A 12,087-nucleotide genomic window follows, 5' to 3' on the forward strand; every position below is an offset into this window, starting at 1 on the left:
CCATCAGGAGTCCTTGCGGTTCCAGCGGAAGGTGAGGGCGCAGGCCACCGTGCCCCCGACCAGCCACGCGACCAACACGAGCGTTCCGAGGGCGAGGTGCCACGCGCCTCCCGGCTCGGCGGACGCGAACGCGTCGGGCAGGAAGACGGACCGCATGCCGGACGCCATCCAGCGCAGGGGGAAGACGGAGGCGACGTTCTGCAGCCAGTCGGGCAGCTGGGTGAAGGGCAGGTAGACGCCCGAGATGAACTGCAGCACCAGGACGATGGGGACGATCGTGGCGGTGGCGCGGCGGCCCTCGCGGGGGAGCGCCGAGATCGCGATGCCGAGGACGCAGCTGGTGGCGATGCCGAGGACCATCACGCCCGCGAAGACACCCCAGTTGCTCGCGTCGGTCGGCAGGTCGACGCCGAACACCAGGCTCGCGATCCCGAGCAGCAGCGCCGTCTGCACGATGGTCGTGACGAGCACCATGCCGATCTTGCCGACGAAGTAGCTCAGCACCGGCAGCGGTGTGCCGCCGAGGCGCTTCAGCGTGCCGTCGCTGCGTTCGGTCGCGATGTCGACGCCGAGGGACTGGGTGCCGGAGAGCAGGATGCCCGTCGCGACCAGGCCCGGCAGGTAGTAGGTGGCGTAGTCGACGCTGATCGTTCGCCCGCTGCTGGCGACGGCGCGGATCTGGTCGGCGTCCGCGAAGGCCACCGAGAACAGCGCCAGCATGATGATGGGGAAGAGGAACGTGAAGAAGACCGCGTCCGGGGCGCGGAAGTAGGAGCGGATCTCGTACGAGATGCGGCTGGTCGCAGTGGTCACTTCTGGCCCACCATTCCGAGGTAGACGTCCTCGAGGGACGGGCGGATGACTTCGAGGTCGTGCATGGCCGTGGTGCTGCTGCGGACGAGCGCGGTCGGGTCGCTCGTCCGCTCGTCGTGCAGGTCGCCGGCGTCGTCGCGCCAGCGGACTCGTGGTGTGCGGGCTGCGGCGCCGCCGATCTCGTCGATCGGGGCGATGTCGAGCAGCTTCCCGTCGGCGATCACCGCTGCCCGGTCGGCGAGCTGCGCGGCCTCGTCGAGGTAGTGCGTGGTGAGCAGGATCGTCGTGCCCTCGGACTGCACCTGGCGCAGGAGGTCCCAGAACTGCCGGCGGGCCTCGGGATCGAAGCCCGTGGTCGGTTCGTCGAGGAACAGCACCTCGGGGCGGCCGATGATGCCGAGGGCGACGTCGACGCGGCGGCGCTGGCCTCCGGACAGTCGGGCGATGCGGGTGTTGCGCTGGTCGGTCAACCCGACGGCTGCGAGGAGTTCCTCGGTGCTGCGGTGCTTCGGGTAGAGCGTCGCGAAGTGGTTCAGCTGCTCGGCGACGGTGACGTTCGGGGACTCGGCGCTGGTCTGCAGGACGATGCCGATGCGTGCGTTGTGGCTGCGGCTCGCGCGTGCGGGGTCGTGGCCGAGGACGCGGACCTCGCCGGCGGTGCGGGAGCGGTACCCCTCGAGGATCTCGACCGTCGTGGACTTGCCGGCGCCGTTCGGGCCGAGGAGGGCGAAGGTCTCGCCGGGCTGGATGGTGAAGCTGACGTCGTCGACGGCGACCTTGCCGGTGGCGTACTGCTTGCTGAGGTGCTGGACCTCGATGGCGGGGGACTCGGGCATGGGTCCAGCCTGGCCGGTGGGGCGCCGCGGGGGATCGGTGGGGGCGGTGGTGCTGCATCCTCCGATCGGGGGATGGTGCGGGAAGGACGCGAGCATGTCGTATTCGAGATATCCGGAACTTCAGATTCTGGCGTCGCTCTGCTTGGCTCGGTGCGGGGTCGACGCGGCCCTCCCGTTCCCCCAGCAGAAAGGCCCTTCCATGAAGCGCTTCGGAAAGCTCTCGGCCGTCATCGCGGCTGCAACGCTGTGCGGTGTCCTCGGCGCCGGTGTCGCACAGGCTGCTCCGGATGACGCAACCGCCAGTGGCGGCAGCGCGTCCGCCGACGACCTCGGTACCGACGCCACGACCGTCGTCGGCGGCGGCACGTGGTCGTACGGCGTGATCGGCCACCAGGTCGTGTCCGCCTACGACAACCGTCGGTACACCCACAGCACCTCGGTCAAGTCCTCCGGCGTGACCAAGTCGTCCGGACGGATCGCGAAGGGCAAGATCGCCGGCGCGAGCCGCCCGAAAGCACTGTGGGGCAACCAGGCCTTCTGGGCGATCTACTGATCCGGAACTTCGCGGCCGCCACCGTCCTCGCGGTGGCGGCCGTACCGCTCCTGCTCGTCGGCCTGATCGTGTTCGTGGTCGGGAGTGGTGAGGCGAGCGGGTACCTCACCGGCCGGACGACGATCGACATGGTCGACTTACCGCTCGGTCCGACCAAGCAGGAGCACATCCAGCAGCTCACGGAACTGGCCGAGGACCACGACGTATCGCTCGCCCTCGTCGTGCCGGATCGTTCCGGCGCGCCGGACACCGTCACCGCGTACTCGTTCGCCGGCTCCGTCGCCGCCCCGGTGTTCTGGGGGAACGTCGTCGACCGGCCGGCGAGCGACATCGGTGACGCCGTCATCGTCTGGTCGTACGCGGTCGACGGATCGGCCGTGCAAGTCGGTGCCTTCCTCGACGCGTTGCGCACTGCGGGGTTCGAGTTCGTCGACGCGACCCCGACGGTCCGCGTACTGGCACCAGCGGTGATCGGGCAGCCCGGCATCCTGGCGATCGTGGCGTGCATCGCGCTCGGAGTCGTCATCGCCGTGGTCGCGGAGTCGGACCGGCGGGACAGCCGACAGCGGCTCCGGGGACTCGCCGGATGGTCACCGAAACGCATCGCCGCTCGTGAAGCCCTCGAGACAGCGGGGCTGTTCGTCGTCTGTTCCCTGGTGGTGTGCGGGGCGCTCGCCGTCTACTTGCTCGTCCGCGCGGCATCGCCGACGATCTGGTCGTTCAGCGTCGGGCTCGCCGGACTGATGCTCCCCGCCGCCTTCGTCGGTGTCGTCGGACTCCACGTCGTCTGCTCCGTCGTCCGCCGCCGCAGGTGGACGAGCCTCGCGGCCCCGGTCTGGCGCCCGGCCGTCGTGGCACTGTGCGGTGTCGCACTCGTCAGCATCCTGACCGTGAGCACCAGTGTCCTCGTCGAGCAGGGGCGGACGGCCTCCGAGCTCGAGCGATCGCTGCGTTCCGAGGCCGCCGACGGCGACGACGTGGTCCTGGGGGTCGGGATGGCCTCCATCGCCGACGAGGACGCGTTCGGGCGCGTTGCGCTGGCTGCCCTCGCCACCGGCACCGCCGAGCTGGCGCAGACGACGTTCATGCAGGACGCGCTGCTGGTCGCCGGAGACCGGGCGGAGCAGCTGGTCGGGGACGACCGTGACGGTGTCACCGTGCTGGTCCCCGAGTCGGTGGCGACCGACATCGACGCGATCGCCGACGGCGTGCGGGAGAGCTTCGACGACGGCTGGGAGGTGGACGACGACCAAGCGCCCCGAGTCGTCCCGATCCACACCGAGGTCGTCGGATCGACCGCACCGATCGTCGCCGCCGCTGACCGCTGGATCGATTGGGTGCTGCCACGCACCACCACCGGCGCGGACGTGCCCGTCATCGTGGTGACCGACGTGCGGGACCTGCCGCCGAACCGACTCGGCACCGCGACCCGGAACGGCGAGGTCCGGTTCGCCGACCGGACCGCGCTCGTCCGGCAACTCACGGACGCTGACCTGCTCGACGTCGTCACGCAGATCAACCGAGTCGGTGCCGTGCTCGAACGAGCGCTCGCAGCCGTCCGGACATCCCGCGCCGTCATCCTCGCCGCTTCGGCCGGGACGGTGCTCGCGATCCTGTTCGCTGCCGCCACCCTGATCGCCGATCACCGGACGCGGCATCGACGAGCAGCACGGCTGCGATTCCTGGTCGGCCGGCATCCCGCGGTGCAGCACGCGCGGTTCGTGCTCGTCGCGAGCGGCATCGCCACCGGGACCACCGCCGTGACCGTACTCGTCGGCGACGACGGCACCGGTGCCGGCAGAGGCGCCTTGCTCGCTGCCAGCACGGCCGGGGCAGTCGGCGTGCTCACCGCAGTCGCGCTGTCCGTCCTGCTCGCCGCCACACACCACCGAAAGAGGCCACGCCGATGACCGAGCACCAGCGACTCAGCATCGAGGGGATCGGCTACGACATCGCCGGGCGGACGCTCTGGAACGACATCACGTTCCAGCTCGGCGCCGGACAGGCCCTTGCCCTGCGCGGACCGTCCGGACAGGGGAAGAGCACGATGCTCCGCTGCCTCGCCGGGTTGGAACGACCGCCGCGGGGTCGGGTCGTCGTCGACGGCACTGACCTGCACACGGCGAGCGAGGGGGAGCGGCGTGGACTGCGCCGAGACACCATCGGCCTCGTCGTGCAGGACCACGCCGTCGTGCCGGAGTGGACCGTTGCCCAGAACCTGCGGGTGCTGCGGCCCCGTGGCGTCACCCGGGCGGCACTCAGCGATCGGATCGACGAGGCGCTGCTGATCGTCGGGCTCGGTGGTCGGCGGGATGCTCGTGCTGGGACGATGAGCGGCGGCGAACAGCAGCGAGTGGCCGTCGCACGAGTGCTGGCGCAGCGGCCACGACTCGTCCTCGCCGACGAGCCCACCGCGTCGCTCGACACCGAGAGCGCGGCGCGCGTCCGCAGCGGTCTCGACGCGCTGCGTGCATCGGGCAGCGCTGTCGTCGTGGCGACCCACGACCCGGCGCTCATCGCGTGGGCCGGTGCAGAACGGTCACTCATCCGGCTGGGGAGCGACCATGGACGTCCGTGAGACCACGCTGCAAGCTGCGGTGGGCGCGCACCTGGCGGGGACCCACATCCGCAGGACACACCGGGTCCTGCAGGGGAGTGGCACCGTGGCGCCGGGGTTGCGCTGGCCGGACGCCTCGGACGGCCGCGATCCCCGGGCCGACCTCGAGGCCGAGGGCCGCGCGTTCTCGGCGGGCGGTGGTGTTCTCGTGCCGGAGCGCTGACGGTTCTGGTTCGCGATCGTCGGGGATCGTGAACCGGAACCGTCAACGTCTCAGTACTCGGGGCGGATCCAGTCCGTCGGCTGCACGAAGCGAGCGCGGGGCAGGACCTCGTCCGGCTCGGCGGTCCGCACGCTCGTGATGATCGTGTCCTCGCCGTACTCCGACAAGCGGCGGGCGATGCCGTCGCCCTCGTCGATCACCATCGTCGTGCGGGTCGCCGGATCCCCGCGGTGCTCGAACGTCACCAGGATCGAGTGCTCGCCGATGTGCTCGACCAGGATCGGGTGGAAGCTCTCGGGGCCGCGACCCCACCGGAGCATCAGGTCGGGCACGGCCATCCGGACGACGGGAGCGGAGACCATGCTCCGGGCGAACGACACCTCGTGCGGACCGTCGTCGGGGTCGTGCAGCACGCCGTCCCGGTAGGAGACCGGCTTGGCGCGCTGACGGACGAGCGTCCAGGTCTGCGCGGGCTCGTCGATGTCGACGCGGAACTGCGAGTGCTTCTGCCGGGGCTCCTGGTGGATGCCCTCGAGGACGTACCGCGCGGGTCGGCGGAGCGCGGCGAGCTCCTCGGCGATCGCGGGGCCGTCGGGCCGGGTGAGGAGTTCGTCGAAACGCACGCTGTCAGCATGGCGCACCACGCGCAGTGGACGTCACCCGTGACGGACTGGAGGCCCGTGGCGGGCTGGCACGGTGCCTCCCGTCCGATGGTGGGTCGCGTCAGGTTGCGTCAAGCAACGTGCGCGTAGACCGGGAGGATGCAGGTCGTCGGAGTCGAACAGTTCGGAGGGCCGGAGGCCCTCGCCGTCCACGAGGTGCCGGAGCCGCACGCCGGTGCGGGGTCCGTGCGGATCCGGGTGCAGGCGTTCGCCGTGAACCCGACCGACACGGGGGTGCGTGCCGGGCAGCGGGACAGCTCGCAGGCCTCGCCGCCGTACGTGCCGGGGATGGACGCAGCCGGGGTCATCGACGAGGTCGGGCCCGACGTCACCGGGTGGGAAGTCGGCGACGAGGTCATGGCGATCGCGCTGCCGCTCAGCACGCACGGTGGGGCGTACGTGCAGGCGCTCGTGGCGCCGGTGGGGTCGTTCACGCGGGTGCCGCGCGGGACGTCGCTGCTCGCTGCCTCGACCGTGCCGATGAACGGGCTGACCGCGTTGCAGATCCTGTCGCTCGCCGGGCTGTCGCGTGGGGACAGGCTCGCCGTGACCGGGGCTGCCGGGTTGCTCGGGAACTACGTGGTGCAGCTCGCCGTCGCCGCTGGGCTGACCGTGATCGCGGATGCTGCTCCGGCGGACGAGGCGCTGGTCCGGTCGCTCGGACCGGACCACATCGTGCCTCGCGGTGATGGGTTCGCTGCCGCGGTGCGCGAGCTCGTGCCGGACGGTGTCGATGCGCTCGCCGATGCTGCGGTGCAGCGGTCCTCGGTCGTGGATGCGGTTCGCGACGGCGGAGTGTTCTTCGATGTGCGTGGGTGGCAGGGCGACGGGGCTCGGGGGATCGAGTTCGTGCAGGTGATGGTGTTCTCGGAGTACCGGTCGTTCGACAAGCTCGAGCAGCTGCGGCATGCGGTCGAAGGGGGAACGGTGGTGCCGCGGGTGGCGGAGGTGCTGCTGGCTGCGCGGGCTGGGGAGGCGCATGAGCGGTTGGAGGCTGGGGGGACGCGGGGACGGTTCGTGTTGACGTGGTGAGTTGACGACGGTGTGAGGGACGGGAGGCGCGGTGCCGGTTGGTGCTGCGTCTCTTGTGGATCACGCCACGCGTTCGCCCGCCGTCATGCGAAGTCCGCGACGTCTCCCTCGCCGCATCGCGACTGGACCTCCACCGACACCCGTCGAGGGCTTGCGTTCACCGAGATCGACTCGACCGCCTTGCCGGTGGTGGCAGCTGACCAGAGCGGCCGACCATCGTCGATCGTGTCCCGCCGGATGGTCACGTCGTAGTCGACCTGCTTCCACGTCTTCTCGACCTTGCGGATGAGCGACTCTGGGTCGTGAGTGCCGGGACGCTCCTGGTCCCATGAGAACGTGACGCCTGCTTTGCTCTCCGCAGTCGAGCACTCTGACGATGCTGGCTTGTCCGAGAGGGGTGTCCATTCGCCACCAGCGGCATGGATGGTCTGTTGGACCAGAGCGACCATGTCGTCTCGTGCATCTGATGCTGATCCTCCACCGCGATCGCTCTGAGTGCGCCCGACCAGGGATGCGATCGTGATCAATGTCGTGATGAGGAGGAGTGTTCGTGCGAGGGCGGGGTCAGGGCGCGTCACCCGTCCAGTCTCTCGATCCCGCCAGGTCCTCCGCCACTCGTCTCTCAACCGACAGCGACGCCCTTGCGCCGGTTGCACGGTCCGCAAAGGACCTGGAGGTTCTCCGGCTCGCTGCTTCCACCGCGCGACACCGGGATGACGTGATCGAACTGCAGCTCGGAGTTCGAGCCGCAGGTGCCGCACCGTCCGCCGTCGCGAGCCCAGACGAGTTGCTTCACGTCACTCGGGATTGCGCCGCGGCGGTACTCGACGGGCTGCAAAGGGCTGTTCGCGATGGTGTGCGCCCGAGCGATAGTTGATGCCTGCCGCCGATCTCGTGTCTCGAGGAGCGCGAAGACCTGCTCCGGCAGCAGGTTGTCGTTGTCCCAGAACCAACGGCTCCGGAACCACCAGTACTGGCGTTCCTTCACGCGGCCGATCTTGATCGGCGCGCGATCAGATGAAGCGAAGGCCTCGCTGAGCTCGTCCTTCCGGAGGTTTGCGCCCACGTAGTAGGTCGAACGTCCGACGGTCAGTTCGACCCGGCCCCTGCGCGTGAACAAGTTCACGCGGTGTCTCATCGACACGTTCTCGGCTCTGCGTAGCACTGAGTGTTCCGCTCACATCGTGGCTGTTTTCGGCGTCCATCTTCGCGTGACGCGACCAGTCCGGCCAGCACCCATTCGGGTGGGAGCCGCGTTTCCGCGCCCTCGTCGCTCGTCTGCGTGACGCCAACTGCCTGCTACCGTGCCGACATGACGGATGAGGGGTTGCGCGTGGAAATTCGCGCGTTCGTTGAAGAGCGAGACTGGGCGCAGTTCCACTCACCGGACAACCTGGCGAAGAGCATCTCGATCGAGGCCGGGGAGCTGCTCGAGTGTTTCCAGTGGGCCCCGGATGCCGACGTCGATCGAGTCCGTTCGGAACTCGCGGACGTCCTGACCTACTGCCATCTCCTCGCCGATCGACTCGGCTTCGATCCCGCGGAGATCATCCGCGAGAAGCTCGCCGTCACCCGGGACAAGTACCCGGTCGACCAGGCCCGAGGACGAAGCACGAAGTATGACCAGCTTTGACATCGCGCAGCTCCCGTTCAACGAGCCACACCTGCGGCTGTGGCGCGAAGAGGATCCTCGGTTCCTGAACTGGCCGGTCGTCTACATCCTCGACGACGGCAAGCGTGTGTACGTCGGCGAGACGCTCAACACGGCTTCCCGCATGCGGCAGCACCTCGACTCCGCGGAACGTCGGTCGTTGAAGGCAGTGCGCCTTGTGCTCGACAGCACCTTCAACAAGTCGGTGTGTCTGGACCTGGAGTCGCAACTCATCGGCCTGTTCGCTGGGGACGACAAGTACACGGTCCTCAACAGCAACAAGGGCGTCGTGGACGCGGACTACTACGACCGCGCGCGGTACCGAGAGACCTTCGAGGAGATCTTCGAAGCGCTGCGCAAGCAGAAGCTCTTCACACGCAGCATCGCCGAGATCGAGAACAGCGAGCTGTTCAAGCTCTCGCCGTTCAAAGCGCTCAACCGTGATCAGGCCGTCGTGATGGAGGACATCCTCGAGGGGCTGTTCGACGACTTGCTGGCCGGCTCCGGCAGCACCATCGTCGTGCAGGGCGACCCGGGCACGGGCAAGACGATCGTCGCCGTCTACTTGCTCAAGCTGCTCCGGGACATCGCGAACGGCGTCGGGGTCGACGAGGTGGACGGTGACTCGATGTTCTCGGACTACTTCACCGAGGACAACCGTGACCTGCTGGCTGGCTTTCGTGTCGGTCTCGTCGTGCCGCAGCAGGCACTCCGCTCCTCTTTGAAGAGGGTGTTCCGCAAGACCCCTGGCCTCGAGAAGACGATGGTGCTCACTCCCTTCGAAGTCGGGAGGAGCACTGAGAAGTGGGACCTGCTGGTCGTTGACGAGTCGCACCGACTGAACCACCGCGCGAACCAGGCATCGGGACTGCAGAACAAGAGCTTCGGCGAGATCAATCAGCAGCTCTTCGGTGCCGACGCTGATCACTTCACGCAGGTCGACTGGATTCGCGACCGGAGCACACACCAGATCTTCCTGATCGACTCGGAACAGAGTGTCCGACCTGCGGACCTACCGCAGGAACTGCAGAAGGACCTCGTGAACGCGGCGAGGCAGCATGACCGTCACTACCGGCTCTTCACGCAGATGCGCGTCCAGGGCGGAGCCGACTACGTGTCCTACGTGCGCGCGATCATGAGGGGGGAGTCGCCAGAACCGAGGACCTTCGGCGACTACGAGTTCCGCATGTTCGACGATCTGGGTGAGATGCACGATGCCATCCGGGCACGCGATGAGGAAGTGGGTCTCTCACGGCTCGTCGCTGGCTACGCCTGGAAGTGGAAGAGCAAGCACGACAAGAGCGCCATCGACATCGAGATCGACGGTCGCGAGTTCCAGTGGAACCAGACACAGACTGACTGGATCACCTCACCGGGTGCCGTCGACCAAGTCGGCTCGATCCACACTGTGCAGGGGTACGACCTGAACTACGTAGGGGTCATCATCGGCCCTGACATGCGCTTCGACCCGGTCTCGAAGGAGATGGTGTTCGACCGGTCGAACTACTTCGACAAGAAAGGCATGGAGAACAATCCGCGGCTCGGGATCTCGTACTCAGACAGCGATCTCCAACGTTTCGTGAGCAACATCTACTCGGTGCTTCTCACGCGCGGTGTCCGAGGAACGTACGTCTACGTGGCCGACACAGCGTTGCGCCGTCGCCTCGCGCAGTTTCTCTGAGCGCTCTGCAACGACATGGGTTCTGGCTTCGAGGAGAAGCCACTCCGTGGGACTCGAGTGACGTGTTTGCCCCGTTCGCCGACTTGGCGATGTTGTTGCGGCTCGATGGTCCGCGCTGAGCGGAAGACCACAGAGACCGCATCGAGGGCCGCGGAGGACTTGGCTCTTCGGAATTCCGTTCGTTAGCCTCTCACCTGTTAGGAAAACGGGCGATGGGGCAAGCGTGCGGATCTTCTGGGTCAACCAAGGGCAGACGTTCGAAGAAGAGCTGAAGGCAAGTATGCTCTGGGCGCCGAAACGTTCGCGTCCGAGAACGGGTCAGAGCACGGGAACTGCTCGCGCACATTGGGATCGCTTGCTCGACGCTGACGAGGGTGACGTGGTCATCCACTACTCCCGCAAGGCGATCCGCGGTTGGAGCACGGTTGTCCGGCCGGCGTTTGACGGGCCGCCACCGTTCGACCACTCGAGTACGCCATGGTCAGTTGACGGACGTCTGCTCCAAGTGAGCATCCGGGAACTGGAGCTTCCCATCGTCCTCACCGACATCCCACACGAGCTACGGACCGAGCGGGACGTCACGAGCTGGCCGTTCTCGAGAGATGGCGCGGTCAAGCAGGTGTACCTGTCGGAGGTGACGGGCTCTCTCGCGAACTGGTTGTTGGATGAGGTCGGGCTGCGGGTCGACGCAGCGCAGCTGACCTCCTGGCCGGAGCTCGATGAAGCGGGAACCACTGTCGACTACCGCGGGGACCGACAGGTCGTGGTTCAAGTCCGCGGCGAGCAGACTCGCTTGCGGAGGTACTTGTTCGGGGCCGATGTCGTGGCTCCCTGCGCCCTCTGTGGCCGTGACCTTCCTGTTGCGATGCTCGTGACTGCGCACATCAAACGACGCGCCGAGACGACGAACGCCGAACGACACCGCACAGACACGGTGATGGCCGCTTGCCGGCTGGGGTGCGACTCGATGTTCGAGCTCGGCTACGTGGTGGTCGGGCGGAGCGGAGTGATCGAGCGCGGTCCTCGGAGGACTCCGATGAGCGCGGACCTAGGCCTCGCCGTGGAAGCGATAGTCGGCCGGACCTGCGCTGCTTGGAGTGAGACCACGGAGCGGTACTTCGCCCATCATCGCCGTTGGCAGAAGGCTGAGAGCCGACGTTACGGGCTTGACTGACCTGGACGCAGAGCGGCGACCGCTTTCAGGTCAGGTAGCGCCCAGTGCAAGCCATTCAAGTGTTCGGGGCTCGTCCACCGCATTTCGTCGTGGTCGGTACTCCGTAGCGGTTCGTCGCCGATCAGCGCCGTGCGGTAGCAAGCGAGGTCGATCAGCAAGTCCCCGACAGCTGTCGTGTCCCGAGTGATCAAGTCACCTATCTCTCCCTCGATGGCGAGCTCCTCACGGAGCTCTCGTCTGAGGGCATCTCGGGCACCCTCGCCCTTCTCGACCTTGCCGCCGGGGAACTCCCACATCCCTGCCGACGCGCGGCCCACGGCGCGCCTGCAAACGAGGATCTTCCCGTCTGCTCGTGTCAGAACTGCCGCGACGACTTCGATGGTCTGCTGCACCGTTCCGTTGTACACGGGCGACGTCGGTTGATGATCGAGCTCCATCGCTCGAGCTCGTGTTCCACGCGATCTGCGGATCGAGAGACGTCGTCGTGCTCCCAGGCTCTGATGACTCGCCAGCCCTCGGCGACCAAGATCGCTTCGTTCTGCGCATCGCGCTGACGGTTGGCCAGCAGCTTCCGGCGCCAAAGGTCGGCATTGGCCTTCGGGAGGTGGGCGTGCTCCTCGCAGTAGTGCCAGAAGCAGCCATCGATGAACACCGCGACCTTGGCGCGAGGGAAGACGAGGTCAGGCCGTACCCGACAACGCGCGCTCACCCGCCGGTCGACGAAAAAGCGCCGCCCACGTCGGTGCAGTTCGCGGCGAACAGCCAACTCGGGCGCCGTGTCGCGACGACCGAATCGGGCCATGTGTCGTCGCCGCGCGTCATCCGCTTCCCAGTGCTCCATTGCCGGAATCTTGGTCGAAGGTCGGCGCCTCGTGGGATGGGCGCGAGGATCAGCGGAATCGGGG

At 67.7% G+C, this 12,087-nt stretch carries 15 protein-coding genes; 8 read left to right on the top strand and 7 right to left on the bottom strand.

Features of this window, described 5'->3' with window-relative positions; translation table 11 throughout:
- Window positions 1-3: 3 nt before the first annotated feature.
- Both EDF51_RS00070 and EDF51_RS00075 read right to left on the bottom strand, forming a co-directional pair.
- Window positions 4-813, bottom strand: a complete 810-nt coding sequence (locus EDF51_RS00070; protein ID WP_134193398.1) for an ABC transporter permease — start codon at window positions 811-813, stop codon at window positions 4-6.
- Entirely contained in the window at window positions 810-1,649 is an 840-nt protein-coding gene (locus EDF51_RS00075; RefSeq protein ID WP_134193400.1) for an ABC transporter ATP-binding protein, read from the bottom strand. The genes EDF51_RS00070 and EDF51_RS00075 overlap by 4 nt, the downstream gene beginning before the upstream one ends.
- A gap of 199 nt (window positions 1,650-1,848) precedes the next feature.
- Between EDF51_RS00075 and EDF51_RS19715 the strand changes: the two genes are divergently transcribed.
- The 4 genes from EDF51_RS19715 to EDF51_RS00095 are packed head-to-tail and all read left to right on the top strand — an operon-like array spanning window position 1,849 to window position 4,982.
- Window positions 1,849-2,202: a lactococcin 972 family bacteriocin gene (locus tag EDF51_RS19715; RefSeq protein WP_166673462.1), complete on the top strand. Its 354-nt coding sequence runs from the start codon at window positions 1,849-1,851 to the stop codon at window positions 2,200-2,202.
- A 32-nt stretch (window positions 2,203-2,234) separates the two neighbouring features.
- A complete protein-coding gene (locus EDF51_RS00085) occupies window positions 2,235-4,112 on the top strand; it encodes a hypothetical protein (RefSeq protein ID WP_134193404.1) in 1,878 nt (625 codons plus the stop codon).
- Window positions 4,109-4,780, top strand: coding sequence for an ATP-binding cassette domain-containing protein (locus tag EDF51_RS00090; RefSeq protein WP_123340284.1), 672 nt, complete (start codon window positions 4,109-4,111; stop codon window positions 4,778-4,780). Before EDF51_RS00085 ends, EDF51_RS00090 begins: the two co-directional genes overlap by 4 nt.
- Window positions 4,767-4,982 carry a hypothetical protein gene (locus tag EDF51_RS00095; RefSeq protein WP_134193406.1) on the top strand — a complete coding sequence of 72 codons (216 nt, stop codon included), beginning with the start codon at window positions 4,767-4,769 and terminating at the stop codon, window positions 4,980-4,982. The genes EDF51_RS00090 and EDF51_RS00095 overlap by 14 nt, the downstream gene beginning before the upstream one ends.
- A gap of 50 nt (window positions 4,983-5,032) precedes the next feature.
- On the opposite strand, the gene EDF51_RS00100 is transcribed toward EDF51_RS00095, so the two are convergent.
- Window positions 5,033-5,605: a hypothetical protein gene (locus EDF51_RS00100; protein ID WP_134193408.1), complete on the bottom strand. Its 573-nt coding sequence runs from the start codon at window positions 5,603-5,605 to the stop codon at window positions 5,033-5,035.
- Window positions 5,606-5,743: 138 nt separating this feature from the next.
- On the opposite strand from EDF51_RS00100, the gene EDF51_RS00105 reads away from it, so the two are divergent.
- Complete coding sequence (locus tag EDF51_RS00105; RefSeq protein ID WP_134193410.1) at window positions 5,744-6,676, top strand: NADP-dependent oxidoreductase; 933 nt, start codon at window positions 5,744-5,746, stop codon at window positions 6,674-6,676.
- A gap of 83 nt (window positions 6,677-6,759) precedes the next feature.
- Here the strand turns inward: EDF51_RS00105 and EDF51_RS00110 are convergent, their stop codons facing one another.
- A complete protein-coding gene (locus EDF51_RS00110; protein ID WP_134193412.1) occupies window positions 6,760-7,125 on the bottom strand; it encodes a hypothetical protein in 366 nt (121 codons plus the stop codon).
- A 173-nt stretch (window positions 7,126-7,298) separates the two neighbouring features.
- Window positions 7,299-7,802 (bottom strand): HNH endonuclease, encoded by a 504-nt coding sequence (locus EDF51_RS00115; RefSeq protein ID WP_243692479.1) that lies wholly within the window; start codon window positions 7,800-7,802, stop codon window positions 7,299-7,301.
- 186 nt (window positions 7,803-7,988) lie between these two features.
- Here EDF51_RS00115 and EDF51_RS00120 point away from each other — a divergent pair, with 186 nt between their 5' ends.
- The 3 genes from EDF51_RS00120 to EDF51_RS00130 all read left to right on the top strand — a co-directional run bounded on the left by EDF51_RS00120 (window position 7,989) and on the right by EDF51_RS00130 (window position 11,182).
- Window positions 7,989-8,309: a nucleotide pyrophosphohydrolase gene (locus EDF51_RS00120; RefSeq protein ID WP_123672534.1), complete on the top strand. Its 321-nt coding sequence runs from the start codon at window positions 7,989-7,991 to the stop codon at window positions 8,307-8,309.
- Complete coding sequence (locus EDF51_RS00125) at window positions 8,296-10,008, top strand: DUF2075 domain-containing protein (protein WP_123672535.1); 1,713 nt, start codon at window positions 8,296-8,298, stop codon at window positions 10,006-10,008. Before EDF51_RS00120 ends, EDF51_RS00125 begins: the two co-directional genes overlap by 14 nt.
- Window positions 10,009-10,363: 355 nt before the next feature.
- The gene (locus EDF51_RS00130; protein WP_123939295.1) at window positions 10,364-11,182 is read left to right on the top strand and encodes a hypothetical protein; all 819 of its coding nucleotides are present in this window, start codon (window positions 10,364-10,366) and stop codon (window positions 11,180-11,182) included.
- Here the strand turns inward: EDF51_RS00130 and EDF51_RS00135 are convergent.
- Together EDF51_RS00135 and vsr are read right to left on the bottom strand one after the other, a co-directional pair.
- Window positions 11,167-11,574 carry a (deoxy)nucleoside triphosphate pyrophosphohydrolase gene (locus EDF51_RS00135; RefSeq protein WP_123672537.1) on the bottom strand — a complete coding sequence of 136 codons (408 nt, stop codon included), beginning with the start codon at window positions 11,572-11,574 and terminating at the stop codon, window positions 11,167-11,169. The two genes, EDF51_RS00130 and EDF51_RS00135, sit on opposite strands and share 16 nt — an antisense overlap.
- Window positions 11,538-12,023 carry a DNA mismatch endonuclease Vsr gene (gene vsr, locus EDF51_RS00140; RefSeq protein ID WP_123672538.1) on the bottom strand — a complete coding sequence of 162 codons (486 nt, stop codon included), beginning with the start codon at window positions 12,021-12,023 and terminating at the stop codon, window positions 11,538-11,540. Before vsr ends, EDF51_RS00135 begins: the two co-directional genes overlap by 37 nt.
- Window positions 12,024-12,087 lie beyond the last annotated feature (64 nt).

This window comes from Curtobacterium sp. PhB25 (assembly GCF_004365375.1).
In the GTDB taxonomy this organism is placed as follows: Bacteria; Actinomycetota; Actinomycetes; order Actinomycetales; family Microbacteriaceae; genus Curtobacterium.

Bases quoted from the DNA above. Each gene is read 5' to 3' on its own strand.
- EDF51_RS00125 (WP_123672535.1), top strand. From the start codon at position 8,296: ATGACCAGCTTTGACATCGCGCAGCTCCCGTTCAACGAGCCACACCTG.
- EDF51_RS00105 (WP_134193410.1), top strand. From the start codon at position 5,744: ATGCAGGTCGTCGGAGTCGAACAGTTCGGAGGGCCGGAGGCCCTCGCC.
- EDF51_RS19715 (WP_166673462.1), top strand. From the start codon at position 1,849: ATGAAGCGCTTCGGAAAGCTCTCGGCCGTCATCGCGGCTGCAACGCTG.
- EDF51_RS00090 (WP_123340284.1), top strand. From the start codon at position 4,109: ATGACCGAGCACCAGCGACTCAGCATCGAGGGGATCGGCTACGACATC.
- EDF51_RS00075 (WP_134193400.1), bottom strand. From the start codon at position 1,649: ATGCCCGAGTCCCCCGCCATCGAGGTCCAGCACCTCAGCAAGCAGTAC.
- EDF51_RS00110 (WP_134193412.1), bottom strand. From the start codon at position 7,125: ATGGTCGCTCTGGTCCAACAGACCATCCATGCCGCTGGTGGCGAATGG.
- vsr (WP_123672538.1), bottom strand. From the start codon at position 12,023: ATGGAGCACTGGGAAGCGGATGACGCGCGGCGACGACACATGGCCCGA.
- EDF51_RS00120 (WP_123672534.1), top strand. From the start codon at position 7,989: ATGACGGATGAGGGGTTGCGCGTGGAAATTCGCGCGTTCGTTGAAGAG.
- EDF51_RS00095 (WP_134193406.1), top strand. From the start codon at position 4,767: ATGGACGTCCGTGAGACCACGCTGCAAGCTGCGGTGGGCGCGCACCTG.